We start from the raw sequence: 17,224 nt of genomic DNA on the forward strand, positions 1-17,224 counted from the left end.
CTGTACAGCGTGACTATACGAAGTCTTCAGTTGATACAGATATGAATCGTACTCAACTTAAATCTGATATCCATACCGATATAAGCGTCTCCCCCATTTCTTTTCAGTTAGATAGAAACATGTGTTCAACAGTTTTGTGTTTACCAGTTGTTCTTTTGTGGTTCAACCATCTATGACTGTTCTCCCTGACTGCAAGGTCAACCAAAATGAAATTGATATGACTGTTCGCCTTGACTATTAGGTCAACCAAAATGAAATTGATATGACTGTTCGCCTTGACTATTAGGTCAACCAAATTGAAATTGATATGACTGTTTGCCTTGACTATTAGGTCAAACAAATTGAAATTGATCGAATCTTCACCACTTTAATTTTGTACTCCGATGTACATCGCTATACAAAAAAAACTAACAGTCGTTACCGCCTCAAAGAAGCCGTTACTTGCTGGCGTCAGCGGCACTCGATACCGAGTAGTGATCGGCCAAAAGAAATTGACGCCTGATTTGGTACAAGCATCTCCCACCAGGTGACCTATATAGCCAAATGTCAGCGAGTATGCCCAAGGAAACTCATACGTCGCACATAAGAACCAAAGCCCGAACGCGGCAAGTAAACTATGTAGCGCTCCTCGATGCCCGAGAATGCCTTCAATCGGTATACTCAAAAACGGAACAATGCGCCCTACCCTGCTATGTCTGGTGTCAATGTCAGGCAGTAATGCTCCTAACATCGCGAAACCCATACCTGCAAATGACATCCAATAGAATGTGTCTTGCATGGTATTCATGCAGATGTAATAGGCGCTTGCTGTTGTTATTTGATGATTGATAGCCTTCACACGGCACCACCCTACTCAACAGCGTTGCCGTTTGTAGCCTTATCTACACGACGCTCTAAGTCTTTAAAAGCAATGTCGCTTGCTGCTTGAACGTCACGGAATAAGTCATCATTGCCATCATTGTTCGAATCGTATGGCATGAATGACAATAAGTAGACGCGGTACTGAGTACCTTCACGGATAATTTCTGTATCCGTTACGTCATAGTCAGAGAGCTGTGCGTTCGCCACCAGCTTATCGATTGTCTTTTCGGTCAACGATACGACTTTGCTTTCCGTGGTCGCTGAATTGGTTGTTTCTGATGTGTACGCACGTTCACTGCCCGATACGATTTGGCGATATTTCTTGGCCAATTCAAACTCAGCGTTAATCTTCGCTTTAGTTACCGCCATGTCTAAGTCAGAACTCATTCCTGTTCCGGCTGCAAAAAAGCCTTCACCGTTAGACTTCGGTGGTTTCATGTACCAAGAAGGAATGTTACTCAGCGTCTCATCCACACGGTCAACCGTTGCGTCATGCTTCGCCTTTTCTACTTCCAATTTGGTCATGTCGTTAGATGCACAACCGACTGCCATGATTGAAATCATGAACGCAGCTAATGTTTTCTTTTGAGTCATTTTCATTGGTCTAGTCTCTTTTTAATGAATTAACGCTTTTGTTATACATACGCGAACTCATAGTTGAGAAAATAAATTGAAGTAGCGTTATAGCGACTGGGACTGTTGCGATGATTGCCCCAACACTCATCAAACCTGCCATTTCTTCCAGATAGATATTGACGCTGCTTAGAACGGTTGTTGTGTGTGAAGCTGCGTAGATTAAGCCGACATAAGTAAACACCCCAATCCACAGTGAGCCAGCCATTGCGATTTTGATGTCAGTGAGAGATGGAAGCATGTGCAGTGTTACTGAAGATAAAACCCAGATGAGAAACCACTGTTGCCACCCTGCTTTATTCATGAACAACGTTAGGTCAATTGTGTTGTTATTAAAAAGATACGGTGTCACTTGTGGTGAGAGGAAATACAGTGCGACGATGCCTGTGAAAATTGGGCCAATACTGACTATTACTTTTCGAATTGAACCGGAGATGGTCATTGGGTATTCGTAATTTACGTAGCCGAGCACGGGATTATCTTGAGTCGGCATTTGAAACAGTTTCACTTCGGTTACCTTAAACCCAACCAATTTGCACATCAGGTAATGTCCGAGTTCATGTAAAGGTACACCAACTATTCCCGTGATAAACACGAGTACTCTGCTCTTTTGGAAGCGCTCCATCAGATACTTAAGTACCCAAATGGCGGCAGCAATAGTTAGGAAGTGGATCATAGAGTTACCAATAAACGTAAAGACGGTAATAAGGTAACGTTTCCCTCAAACGATGTTTTCAATTAAAGAGCCAATTTTCGGGCGTTAATTGACAATATTTATTGTTGACCGTGCCGTGCGTCTATCTTTCGGACCTTTATTTGATACAACTCACACCAATGGAGCACTTGTTGAAGTCTTTCTGGTTTCGTAGATTCATCGATCAAAAGCGCAGCCGCATTAGAAAGCTGTAGCTGTTCAAAATTCAATAGCCGCCCAGCTACACGGCCATCATTGTCATAATCCGCTTTCAGCATCTTGGCTTGATATTGGCACTTTGGAAAGGTCGTATAAGGGGAGTCTGACAGTATCGCGACTTCTCCGGATACATTGCCCAGCAGCAGGCTGACTTTTTCCGTCACGGATAATTCACACTTCTGGCCACGCAGGTCGATAACAGAAAGTACAAACGGCGACTCGGGGATAAGCGTTCTTGCCCAAACACCATTGAGCTTCACATTTGAGGGCAGAGAATGTCTCGCAAAGATATTGAGAAACAACTCATCAGGAACAGCCTTTGGTCCTAAGTTCAACCGGGTGATTATAAATTTCTTCGGTATCTTACCGAGCTCCACCAGCGTGCTCGTGAGCATTGATTCCATTTCGGCTTCTTTCAACCACACCCCGCCTTGCTGTATCGGCAAGTTAAAGCAATCACCATAAAGTCCTTCACCATTTGCGAGCCCTTTCGATTTCAATATCAACGGAACACCTGCGCCACTGCCAGTATTTGTTCTGTGTTTGGCGTATGGAATTACATAGTTCATACCTAGCATTTTCGTTGTCCATTTTTGATTCTGTCATCATTGGTTATACACCGATTTTGGACTGGTTTAGACAGTTAGGATTTCTTTCAAAGACATTGATATATAAGGGCTCAAGGTGAAATCGCTAATTTTCAAAGTGGGGGGAGATTACTACTAAAAAACGGATTTCGTGATGTATATTCATAACATCACAAACAAGTTTAATAAGGCATATTATGATTACTGAAATGATTAGCTCGCTAAGAGATTCGGTTACTCCATTCAAATTTGATGGTAGTACTTGTGATGTGCTTAAGGCATACAACAAAGATGGGTCCCCGAGCTGGCTCGACGAAAAAGATGAGCTCATCGAGGGGATTTACATTGGTATGGAGAACGAGGTTTACCATGCCCTACCCGCGTATTCTTCATCTCAGTTGAAGCTGCTTGTAAAGAAATCCCCTGCCCACTTTTACAGAAAATACATAAGCGATATTGACCGTGGTAGAACCGTGTCGAAGTCGCTGCAACGCACCTTTGATGCAGGCACCTATGGTCATGAGTTGGTCCTAGAGCCTCATGGGTTCTATGACCGGTATTACCGCGATATTGTGCCAGCTGATTACCCAAATGCCCTTAGAACGGTCGCAGAAATGCAAGCGCTTGTTGAGAAGCTTAACATCCCTAATGTGCCAAAAAGCGCTAATAAAGAGCGTTTGATGAAAGAGTTATTGGCAGTAGAACCGACCCTGCAATTTTGGGATACGGTTTTAGAAGAGCACAACAATAAGACTATCCATAAAGGTAAAAAAGCGATTGATGCCATTGTCTGGGACGATGCACACCGCGTACACGAAACATGTCGAGATAATGTTGATGCAGATGCATTGATTCAAGACGGGTTACCAGAGATCTCCTTTATCGCTCGCTGCCCAGAAACTGGTCTGTGGCTTAAGTGTCGCTTTGACTGGCTACGCTTCGACTGTATTGCCGTTGATGTAAAAACAACTGCGAGTACGGACCCTGATGCGTTTGCCAAGCAAGCGGGTAACTTGGGATATCACATTCAAGAAGCGTTCTATACCTACGTAGCAAGCTTGCTTGAGGTGAACTTGGGTGCCTTCTTGTTTGCATGCATTGAGTATGTCGATGCTGATTTATGTGAAGTCTATGACTTACAAAGAAAGGAAGAATCGATGATTAAGTTCAAAGATGGGCTACATACATTGGCGACTTGCCTTTCTACAGGCGTATGGACAAAACGCGTGAATCTATCAGGAATCACTTCTATCACTATTCCGAAGTACTGCCGTTAATTGGAGGGCGCTATCATGACTAATCAATCACTAGTATTACAAGCAGTCGAGGCTGCACGTCCTCAATTTTCGACTATCGTTGCTGAGAACCAATCGGGTCTTGATACAGACTTAGAGCTGGAATATGTCGCATACATTCTGGAAAGCTTTGGTGAGTCGATTACCTCTAATATGGATGCGAACTCAGTGTATTGGAGCATACTGAACCAAGCGACCATTGGTTTGTCTGTTGAGGAAGGCTTGAATCACGGCACCTTTTTGTATCGTCACGATTATGTATCGAATTTCTTCGTGTTGGAATTCATGCCGACATACCACGGACTGATTCACTTAGCGTTCGAGTCAGGTGAAATGGCGCAAGTTACAGCGGATCAAGTTTTTAGCAATGACCAATTTGTCTATCATGGCTCTCGTTCACTGCCTCAGCATACTTCTCAAGGTGCCTATGCAAGTGGGGACTTACTATGTGCTTATGCTGTTGGGGAGACACTGGGAGGGCATGTTTATTGTGAAGCACTATCCCGTGAAGAGTTGGATGAGATAGAGCTTATGGCGGCTATGAGTTTCAGTTCTAACCAGTCGGTTTGGAATACTGCATTTGTTGGTCAGATGCGTAAGAAATCTGCAATTCGTAGAATGATGCGCTTGTTGTTCAATCAACTCGGTTTCGATAAGCCTCATTACCGCAGTCGTATTAAAACGCTAATGAGCGTAGAAGATAATATGTGGACGAACATGAAATCCACCATGGACCACGAGATCGCTCGTGGAAAGAAAGAGAAGCAATTATTAAGTTCAAACCAAAACAACGTTCCTGTTAACACCTTTGGACAGCCAATCAAGAACACCAATACTGTGTGTACTTCGAAGGTAGTTTCACACACAGGTGAGTCTGCTGCTGATTTTATTAAGCGTGCAGGTTCCACTGATGGACCAAAAATGGAATTTATTCCTCCGGTTCAAGATGCAACGGAACAACCGTCAACTGATAACCCATCGCCAACCACTCTTGGTTCTGATGGCTTTATGGGCGGGTGGGGGCACTAATGACGAACACTGAAACTTACAACGAACCTGAGCGACTGCCTACTGCGAATATCATCACGCAAGGGAAGAAGAATGTGTTCCTCACTCATTCTGTAGTGAGTGGTCGCTCCAAAAAACTGATCTACAAAACTAAGCGCAGCGATACCGGCTCTGTCAAAGAAGTTGAGTGTACTCAAGAGCAGGCCGATGTGTATATCCACCAGCAAGTCGTGAAGAGTTTGCAAACACATCCTGATGACATTAACTTGCCACATATGTCTATGTTAGGTCTTCCCAAGGAATATAAGGCAGTGCGTGAAAGAGATGTACTGGTCCGTTTTCGAGTTCCCGAGGCGTCAATGTCTTGGATAGATAACGACATCCTCTCTGTTGACTCCACGACATGTTTCAATTCAGATTGCAGTTTTTTTCCTACCTCTGGCACAAGTAATTTTACCCTAGCTGTTCTGACCATTTACCCTGTGGATTCTGGATATTTTGCAACGTTGAAAACTGAACAAGGGTATACCGGTCTTCCTATGAGCCATTGGATGTCGTTAGTACCGATATGGCGAAAAACGGTGGTGAAGACAGAAATTGCGATTCTGATTGACAGTGAAGCTCAATCTGATTTACCTGGTCTTGCAAAGATGGCGAATAAACGCGGGTATACTTGCCTCGGAGCGATATCTGGTTTCTTCAATAAAGTAGAAGGCAGTTCTGAAGCTCTCCTTAGTCAGCTGTCTGCCTGTAAGGTGTTTGCTGATGCTCGTGTCCCCGTTGAACCTACTATGGACGATGAATTTGGGTTTGCCTTTTCCATGGCCACCAATTCTGTGTATCGATTCGATGCAAGACGCTCAATTCTACTGACCATCATTGATTTCGATTCAAGCACCAATACATGGGTACTTGGCTTTACTGATACCGGTGAGCGATTAACACAGATCCCTTATTCTTATGACGACTTCTTTACGATGGGTTACCAAATTGCTGTTGTGGCGAGTTTTCGTGAGCAAGAATTAGTGAAAGTCTTTAGCTATCAATTCCACTCTAGTTGTCTCGATGAAGAGTCCTCCTCAAGCCAGCTAGAGGCGACAATTTAAGATTCGGTGCTGCACCTCAAAGCCAATCTCCCCCCGTTTTCTATTCTCGGCTCCTGTTTATGCCTACCTAACGCCAATATGGGGGGAGGGGGTGTTTTGTTGATTTAGTATCTACTCATCAAAGACAAGAAGGTGATAGATACATGAATACAACTAAAGTGCCGAGCACTCACTCTGATCACGACACACAACCTGTACCCAGTCAGTTAATTGAATCGATCGAACGCTTTGAATTTGATTCGATGACAGAAGCACAGGTAGAAACCGCTTTTGAATACCTAATGGAGCAAGTGTCGTAGAGTATATCTCCGGCATTTCACCCGTGTTCTAATCTGTCATCATGACAGAATAGTAAGAGATTTTGATTGTTTGGTGTGACTAGCTTCATTCTGGTTTGCTTTCATCTTGTTGGCATTTCCACATTCTCAACACACCTGTTTGGTCACTACTACAACAAAATTTCTTTCTCATACATTGAAGCCTAACATTCAGTCAGTTCCCGCGTTTATGTATCGCAGAGCTGACTTTTTGGATGTTAGTGGTGGCTTCAAACCCATTACTTCTCACTCACGCCCGTTTATGAATTGCACAATATGGCCGATAAATACAATAGTAGGACGCGTCCTACTATTTTAAGTTGTTGTTTTTGTTGTGTTTATTTTTTTCTCTATCGTTCCCCTATCTTTTGCAGAAAAGTACATCATTAGTTTAAAACTGTATCGTAAGTCGAATTTTAATGAATTTATCCAAAATTGACTTATTATATCTTTTCTTACCTTTAATATTGGTTCATACTAGCTTTCAAACAGGCCACTGGTGGATATTGCTATGGGAACAATGACAGAGAAACAGCTCAAGACGCTTGAATTAGTTGACGAACTTGGGGACGGAGGTGCTAAATTCTTGGAATTGCGCCGCGAAACAAATGAAAAGCAACCTCGTTCATTCACACAAGCTGAGGCATTGAAGTACCTCGAATGTTCTCAAAAGGTATTGACCGATTTAACGAAAGCGTTAGGTATCGATCCTAAACGCTATGCTGAGGTTGGTATTCAGTACTACCTGACTCTTGAAGAGCTGTACTTGATCCGCGATAACATGCCGAATACCACCGTTCTTAAGAAAAGACACAAACCATTCCAAAGAACAGCGAAACAAAAGACGCAGATCATTGCCGTTCAAAACCAAAAGGGCGGGGTATCTAAAACGTCACTGGCCAATGCAATAGCGACAGGTTTGTCGATTAACTATCATGTTGGTTACAAGATCTGTCTTATTGATATGGATGGTCAGTCAACCCTGACGAGTTTCTACCCTCCAGTTCATAAACACGAAACCAAACACATTGAGCGAAATGGTGCTAAGTATATTTCAGACGCTCGCACCAGCATTGGCGACTTGATGGCACTTGATCCAAATACAGACACGTTTCAGGAAGAGGTACGTAACGCCGTTTCAGATACGCTCATCCCCAATCTGAAAATCATCCCTGCGTCTCAGTCCGATAGAGACTCGGAATCTTTGAGTGCCAGTAACCAATTAGCGGGACAGAACGTTGACCCTACAACCCGTTTGAAAAACATCTTAGATGCTCTCGACGGTGAGTTTGACATTATCCTAATTGATACGCCGCCTTCATTGGGCTTTGCTACGTTGAACAGCTACTTCGCTGCGACTAGCGTGTTGATTCCGTGTAAGGCTGAACATAATGATACCGATGCGACCTGCGCCTACTTTCAATATCTGGATAGCATCATTGGTAACTTCATTGCTAAAGGTCATCAAGGCTACGATTTTGCGAAGATTGTCATTTCCAATTGGAAGGGCAGTGACTCGGAACTGGACATTTTCAATGCTCTAGTCAGTCAGTTTGGTGATGCAGTGTTGTCGACCAAAATGAAACACAGTGAAGCTGTAAAACGTTGTGCGTCTGAGCATAGCAGTGTTTTCGAATTCTCTAGGTCAATGGACAGTAAGAAAGGCAAAGCGTTAGAAGCGGCACAGGCGAACTGTAAAGAAGTCGTGGCCGACATTCATAAGCTGATAACGGACGTTTGGAAACAACAGGACAAAGGTGAGGAGCAATAATCATGGCCAATAACCGTCTAAAGAAAATCGCTGCAGCTAACGCTGCTAAGGCCGCACAAGAATCACCTTCAATCACTGAACCTGAAGTGGAGAGTGTGTCGAGTTCACAACGCAAGCCCCAAGCCTTCATGGGTGGTAATGAGCGCGAAACCACTATGACCTTAGCACAGGGGAAGTTGGCTTCCATTGAAGCTTCGCTAAAGGAGGGCGGCATTAGTCTTCAAGAGTTTTTAACTGAGACTAAGAAGCTGGACTTTACGCAAACAGGTCGTGAGATTAAGTCCATTGATGGTACAAGCTACCGTGCTATCCAACGTACCTTGTCATACGATGAGATTATGACTTTGGTTAGAATTGACGTGGACAACGTTCGTGAACAGTCGAGCCGCAATACGATTCAACTCAACAAGATGAGTGATGAAATCGAGTTCGGTATGCAAATTTCACCTGTCCTTGCATACCAAGGTGAAGATGGCCTGATCTATGTCGTGGATGGCTCATGTCGTACTGATATTGCCATGGATAAAAAAGTGGGGCTGGACTTTGAAATATTAGATCAAATCCCAACACCTGAAACCATTACCTGGCTGGTGGCGTCGTCTGACATCAAAACGTCTTTCAATTACTACGAAAAGGGTAAGCTCTATTCTCGTTTGATGGAAGTGAATGATTGGTCGGCGTACAAATTAGAGAAAGAACGTCTATACGAAAAATCAGACATCTCACTCTCCCTCGCTATCTACTCGATGCCGGACAATCTTAAGAGCTTGTTTTCCAATTATGCCTTTAGTAGCCGCGATGCGAAGTTCATTCGTAAGCTGGTCGGTACAATTTCAGAGAGTGAAGTGACGCAAAGTGCCTTCACGAGATGGATTGACGAAAACCGCTCAGAATTCGAAGCCATGAATGCAGAGGAAGTGAACAAAGAGCTCATTGCACGGTTGAAAGACTGGAGTCCTGTTTCTCCTAAATCGGGAGGCATTAATAAGGAACCTCAATCGTGGGCAAAGAATGGGAAGGTATCGGTATCATTCCAAGTCGTGAGTAAAACAAAGTCGAAAATTGAACTGAACAATGCAACGCCTGAGCAGATTGCTCAATTAGAAGAGTTCAGCAAAACTTTGTTTGGTTAGGGCGGTTTTTGGGTAGTAGGACGCGTCCTACTATAAACTCAGTGTCATAATTATCTTTTGATGCTGGTGGTCAAGCAGCCATGTAATAAAAGCCCTTGCTATAACACGATACTGACTTTCCCTGCGGTCTATTGTCGAACCAAAAAAAAAGCTCCCATATGGGAGCTTTGTCGTTAGTGTGAGGTGATTATTTCGTAAGCGTCTCTTTCAGTTGCCCGAGAATGAACTGTCTTTGTTCTTCATCCTCTGAACGTAAGTAGCTCATGAACTTATTACCTTCTAGAATTTTCACCAGCTTGTGTGTATCTAAAGCAGGTCCAAGTGTATGCAATATCTGATGCAGCATCTCAACTTGACAGTCAGGACCGTATCCTCGACCGATTTCAAAAGAGTGGTCGATGATGTAGTCGGTGAATGTGTCATTTACTGTGTCCATTTATGACTCCATAGTGAGTTGTTCTACTGGCAGTAAGCTTGAGTAGAGGGTTTAGTGCGATCATTTGTTTTCTGAAACAATAATGTCAGTTCCTGAAAACGAAACAGTGAACTTCAGATTGTTGAGGTTTTGCTTCATGCCAGAGTCCCTGAACGCTTCATCAAGCACTTTTTCAATCAACACTTCAGGGCTTGACGCTCTGAGGTTGCTGTACAACTTCTCAAGCAGATAATTGTCGTGGTCTTTGTCACTTTCACAAAAACATCCCCATTCATCATCGTAATCGGCATAGATCCCTAGTGCGGTCGATAAATCTTCTTTTTCTGGAATAATCAACGTTCCATAATCAAATTCATCACCTGACACAACTACGGCATCCGTTTCTATTACTACCTGTCCATATTCACCTTTCAGAGTGTATTGGTCGCACAGAACGATAGGTATTGAATACTTGCCATTGAGTGTGGCCACCGAAGTAGGGTTAACCAATTCGATACTGACATCGAGTTCACTCACTTCACGGATTTCACACTGGTGGATCCAATGGTCTGCATGCAAGCCCCTCACGTCGACAAACAACACATTTTCTAAATACATCAGGTAGTTGATGTTGATGGTTTCGCCTTCACTATCATGCTCCGGGAGCGCAAAGAGTAAAGATGATTCCACTTCAGCGCGAGACATCGGCTGTTTAAGTTGGCTATGTTCTACGCCATCATATCCAGCGAGTCCGAGCTCGTAACTTTTGCTTTCCCCAATCTCTCGCTTCGTTAAATAGTCAACGGTGTTGAGAACTTGAGGGGCATAGTTAACGGCTTTTCTCCATAGTAAACGGTCGAACGCAAACGACTGGCCAAGACGTTTCAGTTCTTTTTGGAGGAACTGCATCATCAGGGTTTGAACACTCGTTAGAATTGATTGCTTGACAGTTTCTGCATCTAACAATTCAGCTCGATCAGGCATTCTTGCTTTTACATCGTCGTTCAAGTGAACGATATGATGAGGGTTTAACTGGTTTGAACTGGTGACCGCATTGGTGCTAGAAATCAGTGCGCCTTGCAGGTATGCCAGCCAAGATAAACCGTTGTGTTTAGTGTCAAAATAGATACTCCCGTATTCGAATTTGTGCTCGATGTATTGGGTCGAACTTTCTAAAGTCATTCTTGAGTGATGTTTAAACATCAGAACTCCATTTAGAACGACGTCAATTTCATAGCCTTCACCAATTCGATCAACCTCACGGTCATATTTGCTAGAAGTTAAATAGCCAAATAAAGCGTCGGAAATGCCTTCCATTTGAATCAATGTACCTTTACCGCGTAGGCTATCTTCGATTTCGATAGATTGACCTGAAACGATGTCTTCAGTACTTGCTGAGAGCCTTTGATGCTGACTTTGAATTGTGATGTGTTCGCACGCAAACAAAGTGCTTAAAAAGCCCATACCATATGGGTTGCATTTAGCCACATCGCTTGACCAACCTGATTCTGCAACCGACAGAAGCTTTTGCATGTCAGTGATACCTGAACCATCGTCCAGTACCGTTAAGTTCGCACGGCCATTTTCTACTGAAGTCGTGAAGGTAATGGTTGTGGCGTTGGCGCGAGAGGCGTTCTGAATCAATTCATTGATCACTTTTCCGGTGTTGGAAAAAATGGCACCAAGGTTCGCGAGAAAATTGGATTCGTTAATTTTGATTTGAACTGATTTGTTTGAGTTAGTCATAGTCTTATCCTCGATATAGGGTAGGTAATGAATCTGCGAAGTACTGGTGAGCACAACACAAGGGGTTACGAGCCGGTTACAAGTGCGTTCAACGAGACATCAATGTCTGAAGGAGCATTTGACCGGGAAGGTTCATCCGGTGGATGAGGTTCGTTGTCATTGTTGGACAATGAGGTTGGTTAGTTGCTGGTGGAAGTACCAGGTGCTAACAGGGGGTTAGACTCTGTGTTTGTGAATAGTAAACGTTAGCCAAAGGGTAATGCCTGCTGAAGCCCAAGAGAGTAGGGTGATCAACAAAACATGACGCCATGTTTTACAGAATTCGACCACATCATGGAATGCAGAAGGGAACTCTGTGCCACGAACAACAAGAACAGGGTGAATACAGAAATAAACCGTCGCTAAACCAAATAATATGGTGAACAAAGTGCTTAATTTCATGGATAGTTCCTCACGGGTAGGTGATATCGCAGGTACACAAAAAACACCCAAGGGTGTGTGTGTTGAACCGTTGATTGGGGTTAATTACGGGTAGTAATGCGAGTGGGTAACTCTTGTTGGTGTCAAAGTGCATTGACAGTAAGGGACATGCATAGCATGGGAGAATTGGAAGCTCTCCAGCTTGGAGAAAACGATCACTAATACTAGTGATGATGTTTTCGGGTTGAACCGTATCAATCTAGCGTATGGGGCTGAAATAAATGGCAATTAACGAATCCAAAATACATGTTTCGAGCACTCGTTCAGTGGGTTACGTACTAAGTGGGGGGAGATTGCTAGGCCAGGTATGGGAAACGTCGTATATTGAATTCAACGAATAGCCGGGGAGCAACAATGGAGAATGAGGTAAAGCGGGTAAAGTGGCATAGCCATGGATGTCGTGAGCTGATTGATGTGATGCGTTCATTGTCTCTCAGTGACATCCAATATCTGTGTGAGCAGCCAAGCCCAGTCACCACTGAATTTATTGACGAGTTCGCTCATTCAAAATGTTATGTCTTGTGCGAGGGTTTGATTGTGGCTGGAGAACGTAGCCGGTTCCCGATTCGAGGTGTGATTCTGTCTGAGTATGGCGTTGACCTTCATTACCTCAATGCTTTCGATATTGAAGGGCAAACGATCTATATCGATGCCTATGGCCTATTTACACGTATTGAAGATATCTCAAGGCGCTATCAGATCGACGAAGCAAACATGACGGTTTTTGAGTTCGACTTTTATGGACTACAGTGCCGAAACCCTGACATGCCAGTCGTCGTCCTTCGGGAAACATTAGATGCGCTTAGACATGGTATTGGTTCTCCCGTGGACTACGTTCGCTTTAGAGACAATGCTTGTCGTCACTTGCTATTGAATATTCAAAATGAAATTAATTAGGAGGGAAGTATGTTAGCTCAGTATTTTGATCGTATAGATGAAAGCATCGACGCGTTGCTGGCCACCGACTTAACAGAGACTCAGAAAAAAGCGATCTTGGCGTTGGTGAAAGACTCTAGCGAAGAGGTGTTGGCCTCATACAACAGAGCGGTTCGAGCAGAAACCAAAGTCAATGTGATGAAGACGAAGTATGACACGATCTGTTTGAGTGCGATGGATGCCGCGAGTGGAGTGCATTAAAAAAGGCCACTGTTAAAGTGGCCAAGCTGTGTTGTTTGCTAGTTTTATTGGTTTTGTTACTCCGATTGTTGCGAAGCCAGCCTGTTCATTTCATCGACGGACATTAGCTTAACAACAAGAGAATCTGGTAACTGACCATGCACACTAGCTGCAGGTAGCACCACTTTCCCTTCAGAGTTCAATATCTGGATCATGTTGTTGTTATATTTTTCTATAGCAGCAAAATCATAACCCTGAGATTTAAGAGCCGAAAACGCTTTACCAAACGGGTAAAACACAATGGGGTGTTGGCTCAATGACGTTTCACTTTGTTTGTCGATCACCATCATGGCATAAGCCATTACCCCTGATAGGACCATTAACCACACTACGATGATCTTCGGGAATAGATTTGACGTCTTACTTTCCGTTTCCGTTTGCGTTTGCGTTGGCGTTGCTTCAATCACGGTCGGTTCTTCGTCGCCTTTAGGTTCGTCGGGCATTGTAGGTTTTGATGCCTTCTCAATGAGTTGTTCAAGCTCCTGACTGGAATTCGACGCCTCAGTTGGTTGGTCATTTTTCTTTTCATTATCACCAGTGGCCATATTAGATCTCCTTAAACGTCAGTTTTAAAGGGGCTTGAAGTAGGAAGGTCACTTCTTGCATTGCTGGTACGTCAACGGTTGGCCAGATTTCTTCCAACATTTTTACGTAGTATTCCGAAATGCGGTCCAAAGATGAGGCGCCACCTTGGAGTACTGCCGAGGTGCCTAGTGTGCCTAGATCGGGTGTTTGAAAGCCTGTTCCGTCAGAGTTGATGTCGACACCCGGCACCCTTGATGGGGCAATACCTTGTGCCAGTCCAGAAAAGAAACCCGCCCACATGGACCCTTTCAATACTTCACCATTTCGAGCAACTAACGTGCCTGGAATCCCTGCCTGACCGTCAGAGCCAGTAGCAAAGCCTTGCGCCGCTGCTTCTGCAGTGAGTCCGTCCTCATCGATGCAGACCACTTTTTCTAGTCTCATGTAGGCTCTGCGGTCTGACAATTGACCAATGCCGGATAATAGTGCCTGACAGTCTCTTAGGTCAGCACGATAACCATTTGGCAATAGTGCATCTGTCTTGATTCGCATGACCGCCGGAAGGGGCTCTCTCGCTGAACCAATACTGGTTGGAGCTTGCATGCCTGATAGCAAAGTGCCGGTTACAAGGCTGGTGGTTGGCAATGAAATTGAATACCCTTTTTGCTCAGGTTTTTGCTGATAGTTCTTCAAGGCAGCAGCCAACTCCATTTCTTTCTGATTCAATGCCTCACGTTTTTGCGCCTCTGACATTTCATCTTCATCGACCAGTTGGTTCGCTTCTACTAAGGTTTTTACACGCCCGTCTTGCAACAAAATCGCATCATTCCCTTCATCGACGCTTCGAATGCCTGCAAGCGCTGGGGGAGGGGAACTGCGCAACTGGCTCACTTGTTGGTTCGGCACGCCATTAGCGTCGACAGTGATTTCCGTTGCGTTCCCGTGTCGATCTACAACGACTTGGCGGCCTTGTCGGATTTGGTTCGGATCATAGTTGGTTCTTTCCAATTGGCGTTTGCCTGACTTCCATTCGGCGATCTCAGCATCTTGATCTGCCATTTTTTGACGAAGACCATCGACCTCTTGTTTTAACTGGTCGTACTGGTAATTGTCATTGCGTGCCGACGACTTTTTATCGATAGCCGAAATTTCAACTAAGGCGTCACGAACTCCGTCAACGTCTTCCCTCTCTAGTTGGGTACGTGTGCTCGAAGGCATGAACACTTTTTCGATTTTATTCGCGTCTGCGTTCGGTCGTTGAATTTTGCCCGGATGAATAAATTGCATCGCTACATAGGCGGCAGGAACAATACAGACGCCAATCACCCCATATCGGAAATTTTTGTTGGTTTCCCAAAGTTCTTTAAAGTTAATCTTCATGGTTCACCTCGATTAATCCAGAAGTGATGGACGTTCATTGCGAGAATGCATACGTTGGTAGTACAGTCGGTCGCGCAATACGTATACTTCGGTTTTTTCTGATGGCTTTAAGGTCGCTTTGTTTAAGATACCCGTTGCGATCACGTCATCATCTACCCAGCAATCCTGCTCTCGCAAAACCACATTTCGATTCGTAACGTTTTTAACCAATACAATGTCCACGATTCGTCGAGACGATATTAAACGTTGTTTCGTCTCTGCATATGTTCCAAATCGGCAAGGACGTAACGCGTCTCGCGGAATGTTGGTCTGCAAGTCAAAACCGGTAGGTGTTGCTTTTCCTGCCGTTTGCGCAAACAGTTTGTTGATGCCCTCGACGTATGCAGATGACTTAACTTCAGGATCACTGGCAATGGCCAATTCAGATTCCATATCTTGAATGCGCTTTTCTTGCTCAATTTTATCCTGTTTTTTGGACGCCAATACGCGGTTCACTTTTGCTTGTAATGCTTTGTTGTATCGGACATCGACTTGTACCATTGCAGGCATGACATCAAGTGGCCAAATCGTTAAGTTAACTTGGGTTTCAGGCACCCCTTTTTCGAACATAATGATATTAAAAGGGGCGTCGTTGTTAGATGTGAAATAGATAAAACTACCATCTACTTTCATGACGACATTGGGATCTGAACTGCGAATGTTAATTTCTTTGAAAGAGGTGCGAATACTGTTGAGAATGTACTTTGCTGCAGGCAACGTAATATTGTCTGAAGGGCGTAGTTTGTACTTCTGAACCGGCTTAAACTTTTTCGCCATTTGTCGCTGCATACGTTCGAATGCAGTCAGAGAAGGTTTCGGTTGTTGGGCCGCTGGTGGTGTTGCGACAATCACGTTCTTGTCTGATTGGGTGACTCTTCCAAATTCATCGACGGAATTTGTGCTGACAATAGGCTGCTTCGCAGCTGGGTCATTGACTGGAGTGAATTGACTTAATGACTCTTGCTTATCGGTCGGTAAAGATTTGACTACTTGGTCAACCATTGCCGCAACAGCCGCTTTATTTTCTGGTTGCGTTGTTTGTCGCTCCACTTTAGAGCCAACAGGTTCAATAGGGATGACGTTTTGGTTTGCCATTGCACCGAATGATAACGTGGCACAAAGCAAGGTCGTATATCTAGCGAGTTGATGTGAATTTTTCATAACGGGACCTACTTGTCTTGCTTGCGTTCGATACGATTGCGTTCTATCTGCGGAGCGCCTTCGTATTGGTCAATGGACTGCATCTTTGGACTACCGTGTGCATTGGCAATCTTGAGTTCGTATGTCCAGCGTACTGCACGGCGTTCATCGCTTTTATTGCCGCGTTTCTTTCGCTCGGTAAGCTTACGCTCGCCGTAAACAATCACTTTGTCGTATTTGTTGTCGTAGAACACATCTAATACGTTGAACTCTTGCACTTGGTCCCTGATGTCTAAAGCTTTCACATGACTGATCACTTGCTCATTCAATTCTTCGTAATCTCGAATGGAGAGCATTGGTTTGAGCGTATCTAAGACAATATCCACATTACGGACATTCACGTTACCAAGCATGCTGGCAATGAATATGCCCCATTGCTTCTTGTAACCTGAGTTGGCTTTGTTGCCTATCATGACAATTTCTTCAGAGAAATTAGGCGGGGTAACAACGGTGACGGGTTTCGCTGTCATTACCTTAAACGCTAGAAACGCGCAGATAATGATGGACAGCCCCATCATCTTTGTCATTTTGTTACTGTGGTCGATGGCTGCTTGCCAAGAACGTTGGACATTCGAATCTGAATCATGCTCCAGTTCAGACTCATCCTGCCCCTTTTTTTTGCGGTTAAATATATTCATA

At 44.1% G+C, this 17,224-nt stretch carries 19 protein-coding genes; 8 read left to right on the forward strand and 11 right to left on the reverse strand.

The features are described 5' to 3' along the window. Positions 1 to 367: 367 nt before the first annotated feature. From BCT81_RS04505 to BCT81_RS04520, 4 genes are all read right to left on the reverse strand, one after another. Positions 368 to 838, reverse strand: a complete 471-nt coding sequence (locus BCT81_RS04505) for a metal-dependent hydrolase (protein WP_102423355.1) — start codon at positions 836 to 838, stop codon at positions 368 to 370. Between the two features lie 11 nt (positions 839 to 849). Next, positions 850 to 1,461, reverse strand: a complete 612-nt coding sequence (locus tag BCT81_RS04510; RefSeq protein ID WP_102423356.1) for an LPP20 family lipoprotein — start codon at positions 1,459 to 1,461, stop codon at positions 850 to 852. 4 nt (positions 1,462 to 1,465) lie between these two features. After that, complete coding sequence (locus BCT81_RS04515; protein WP_102423357.1) at positions 1,466 to 2,170, reverse strand: hypothetical protein; 705 nt, start codon at positions 2,168 to 2,170, stop codon at positions 1,466 to 1,468. Positions 2,171 to 2,268: 98 nt separating this feature from the next. Continuing rightward, the gene (locus BCT81_RS04520; RefSeq protein WP_102423358.1) at positions 2,269 to 2,985 is read right to left on the reverse strand and encodes a hypothetical protein; all 717 of its coding nucleotides are present in this window, start codon (positions 2,983 to 2,985) and stop codon (positions 2,269 to 2,271) included. 206 nt (positions 2,986 to 3,191) lie between these two features. Here BCT81_RS04520 and BCT81_RS04525 point away from each other — a divergent pair, with 206 nt between their 5' ends. The 6 genes from BCT81_RS04525 (at position 3,192) to BCT81_RS04545 (ending at position 9,624) form a co-directional block, all read left to right on the forward strand. Next, positions 3,192 to 4,271 (forward strand): PD-(D/E)XK nuclease-like domain-containing protein, encoded by a 1,080-nt coding sequence (locus BCT81_RS04525; protein ID WP_102423359.1) that lies wholly within the window; start codon positions 3,192 to 3,194, stop codon positions 4,269 to 4,271. Between the two features lie 15 nt (positions 4,272 to 4,286). Continuing rightward, positions 4,287 to 5,318: a recombinase RecT gene (locus BCT81_RS04530; RefSeq protein WP_102423360.1), complete on the forward strand. Its 1,032-nt coding sequence runs from the start codon at positions 4,287 to 4,289 to the stop codon at positions 5,316 to 5,318. Then, positions 5,318 to 6,403, forward strand: coding sequence for a hypothetical protein (locus BCT81_RS04535; RefSeq protein WP_102423361.1), 1,086 nt, complete (start codon positions 5,318 to 5,320; stop codon positions 6,401 to 6,403). The genes BCT81_RS04530 and BCT81_RS04535 overlap by 1 nt, the downstream gene beginning before the upstream one ends. A 143-nt stretch (positions 6,404 to 6,546) precedes the next feature. Then, positions 6,547 to 6,702, forward strand: coding sequence for a hypothetical protein (locus tag BCT81_RS29115; protein WP_157938844.1), 156 nt, complete (start codon positions 6,547 to 6,549; stop codon positions 6,700 to 6,702). Positions 6,703 to 7,231: 529 nt separating this feature from the next. Next, complete coding sequence (locus BCT81_RS04540; RefSeq protein WP_102423362.1) at positions 7,232 to 8,491, forward strand: ParA family protein; 1,260 nt, start codon at positions 7,232 to 7,234, stop codon at positions 8,489 to 8,491. Positions 8,492 to 8,493: 2 nt separating this feature from the next. Then, positions 8,494 to 9,624 carry a hypothetical protein gene (locus tag BCT81_RS04545; RefSeq protein ID WP_102423363.1) on the forward strand — a complete coding sequence of 377 codons (1,131 nt, stop codon included), beginning with the start codon at positions 8,494 to 8,496 and terminating at the stop codon, positions 9,622 to 9,624. A gap of 187 nt (positions 9,625 to 9,811) precedes the next feature. On the opposite strand, the gene BCT81_RS04550 is transcribed toward BCT81_RS04545, so the two are convergent. The 3 genes from BCT81_RS04550 to BCT81_RS04560 all read right to left on the reverse strand — a co-directional run bounded on the left by BCT81_RS04550 (position 9,812) and on the right by BCT81_RS04560 (position 12,226). Next, a complete protein-coding gene (locus tag BCT81_RS04550) occupies positions 9,812 to 10,060 on the reverse strand; it encodes a hypothetical protein (RefSeq protein ID WP_102423364.1) in 249 nt (82 codons plus the stop codon). Between the two features lie 60 nt (positions 10,061 to 10,120). Next, positions 10,121 to 11,785 carry an ATP-binding protein gene (locus BCT81_RS04555; RefSeq protein ID WP_102423365.1) on the reverse strand — a complete coding sequence of 555 codons (1,665 nt, stop codon included), beginning with the start codon at positions 11,783 to 11,785 and terminating at the stop codon, positions 10,121 to 10,123. Positions 11,786 to 12,001: 216 nt separating this feature from the next. Then, positions 12,002 to 12,226 carry a hypothetical protein gene (locus tag BCT81_RS04560; protein WP_081230246.1) on the reverse strand — a complete coding sequence of 75 codons (225 nt, stop codon included), beginning with the start codon at positions 12,224 to 12,226 and terminating at the stop codon, positions 12,002 to 12,004. 393 nt (positions 12,227 to 12,619) lie between these two features. On the opposite strand from BCT81_RS04560, the gene BCT81_RS04565 reads away from it, so the two are divergent. Both BCT81_RS04565 and BCT81_RS04570 read left to right on the forward strand, forming a co-directional pair. After that, the gene (locus BCT81_RS04565) at positions 12,620 to 13,162 is read left to right on the forward strand and encodes a hypothetical protein (protein WP_102423366.1); all 543 of its coding nucleotides are present in this window, start codon (positions 12,620 to 12,622) and stop codon (positions 13,160 to 13,162) included. 9 nt (positions 13,163 to 13,171) lie between these two features. Then, the gene (locus BCT81_RS04570) at positions 13,172 to 13,402 is read left to right on the forward strand and encodes a hypothetical protein (protein WP_086714999.1); all 231 of its coding nucleotides are present in this window, start codon (positions 13,172 to 13,174) and stop codon (positions 13,400 to 13,402) included. A 56-nt stretch (positions 13,403 to 13,458) separates the two neighbouring features. Here BCT81_RS04570 and BCT81_RS04575 read toward each other — a convergent pair whose 3' ends face one another. From BCT81_RS04575 to BCT81_RS04590, 4 genes are read right to left on the reverse strand one after another with little or no spacing between them, the layout of a single operon-like run. Continuing rightward, on the reverse strand, positions 13,459 to 13,986 hold the full coding sequence (locus tag BCT81_RS04575; RefSeq protein WP_102423367.1) for a hypothetical protein: 528 nt from the start codon (positions 13,984 to 13,986) through the stop codon (positions 13,459 to 13,461). 1 nt (position 13,987) lies between these two features. Continuing rightward, on the reverse strand, positions 13,988 to 15,346 hold the full coding sequence (locus BCT81_RS04580) for a TraB/VirB10 family protein (protein ID WP_086715001.1): 1,359 nt from the start codon (positions 15,344 to 15,346) through the stop codon (positions 13,988 to 13,990). Positions 15,347 to 15,358: 12 nt separating this feature from the next. Beyond that, entirely contained in the window at positions 15,359 to 16,546 is a 1,188-nt protein-coding gene (locus tag BCT81_RS04585) for a hypothetical protein (protein WP_102423368.1), read from the reverse strand. 8 nt (positions 16,547 to 16,554) lie between these two features. Beyond that, entirely contained in the window at positions 16,555 to 17,223 is a 669-nt protein-coding gene (locus BCT81_RS04590; RefSeq protein WP_157938845.1) for a TraE/TraK family type IV conjugative transfer system protein, read from the reverse strand. Between the last annotated feature and the right edge of the window lies 1 nt (position 17,224).

It is taken from the genome of Vibrio sp. 10N.261.52.A1 (assembly GCF_002876325.1).
GTDB lineage: Bacteria > Pseudomonadota > Gammaproteobacteria > Enterobacterales > Vibrionaceae > Vibrio > Vibrio chagasii.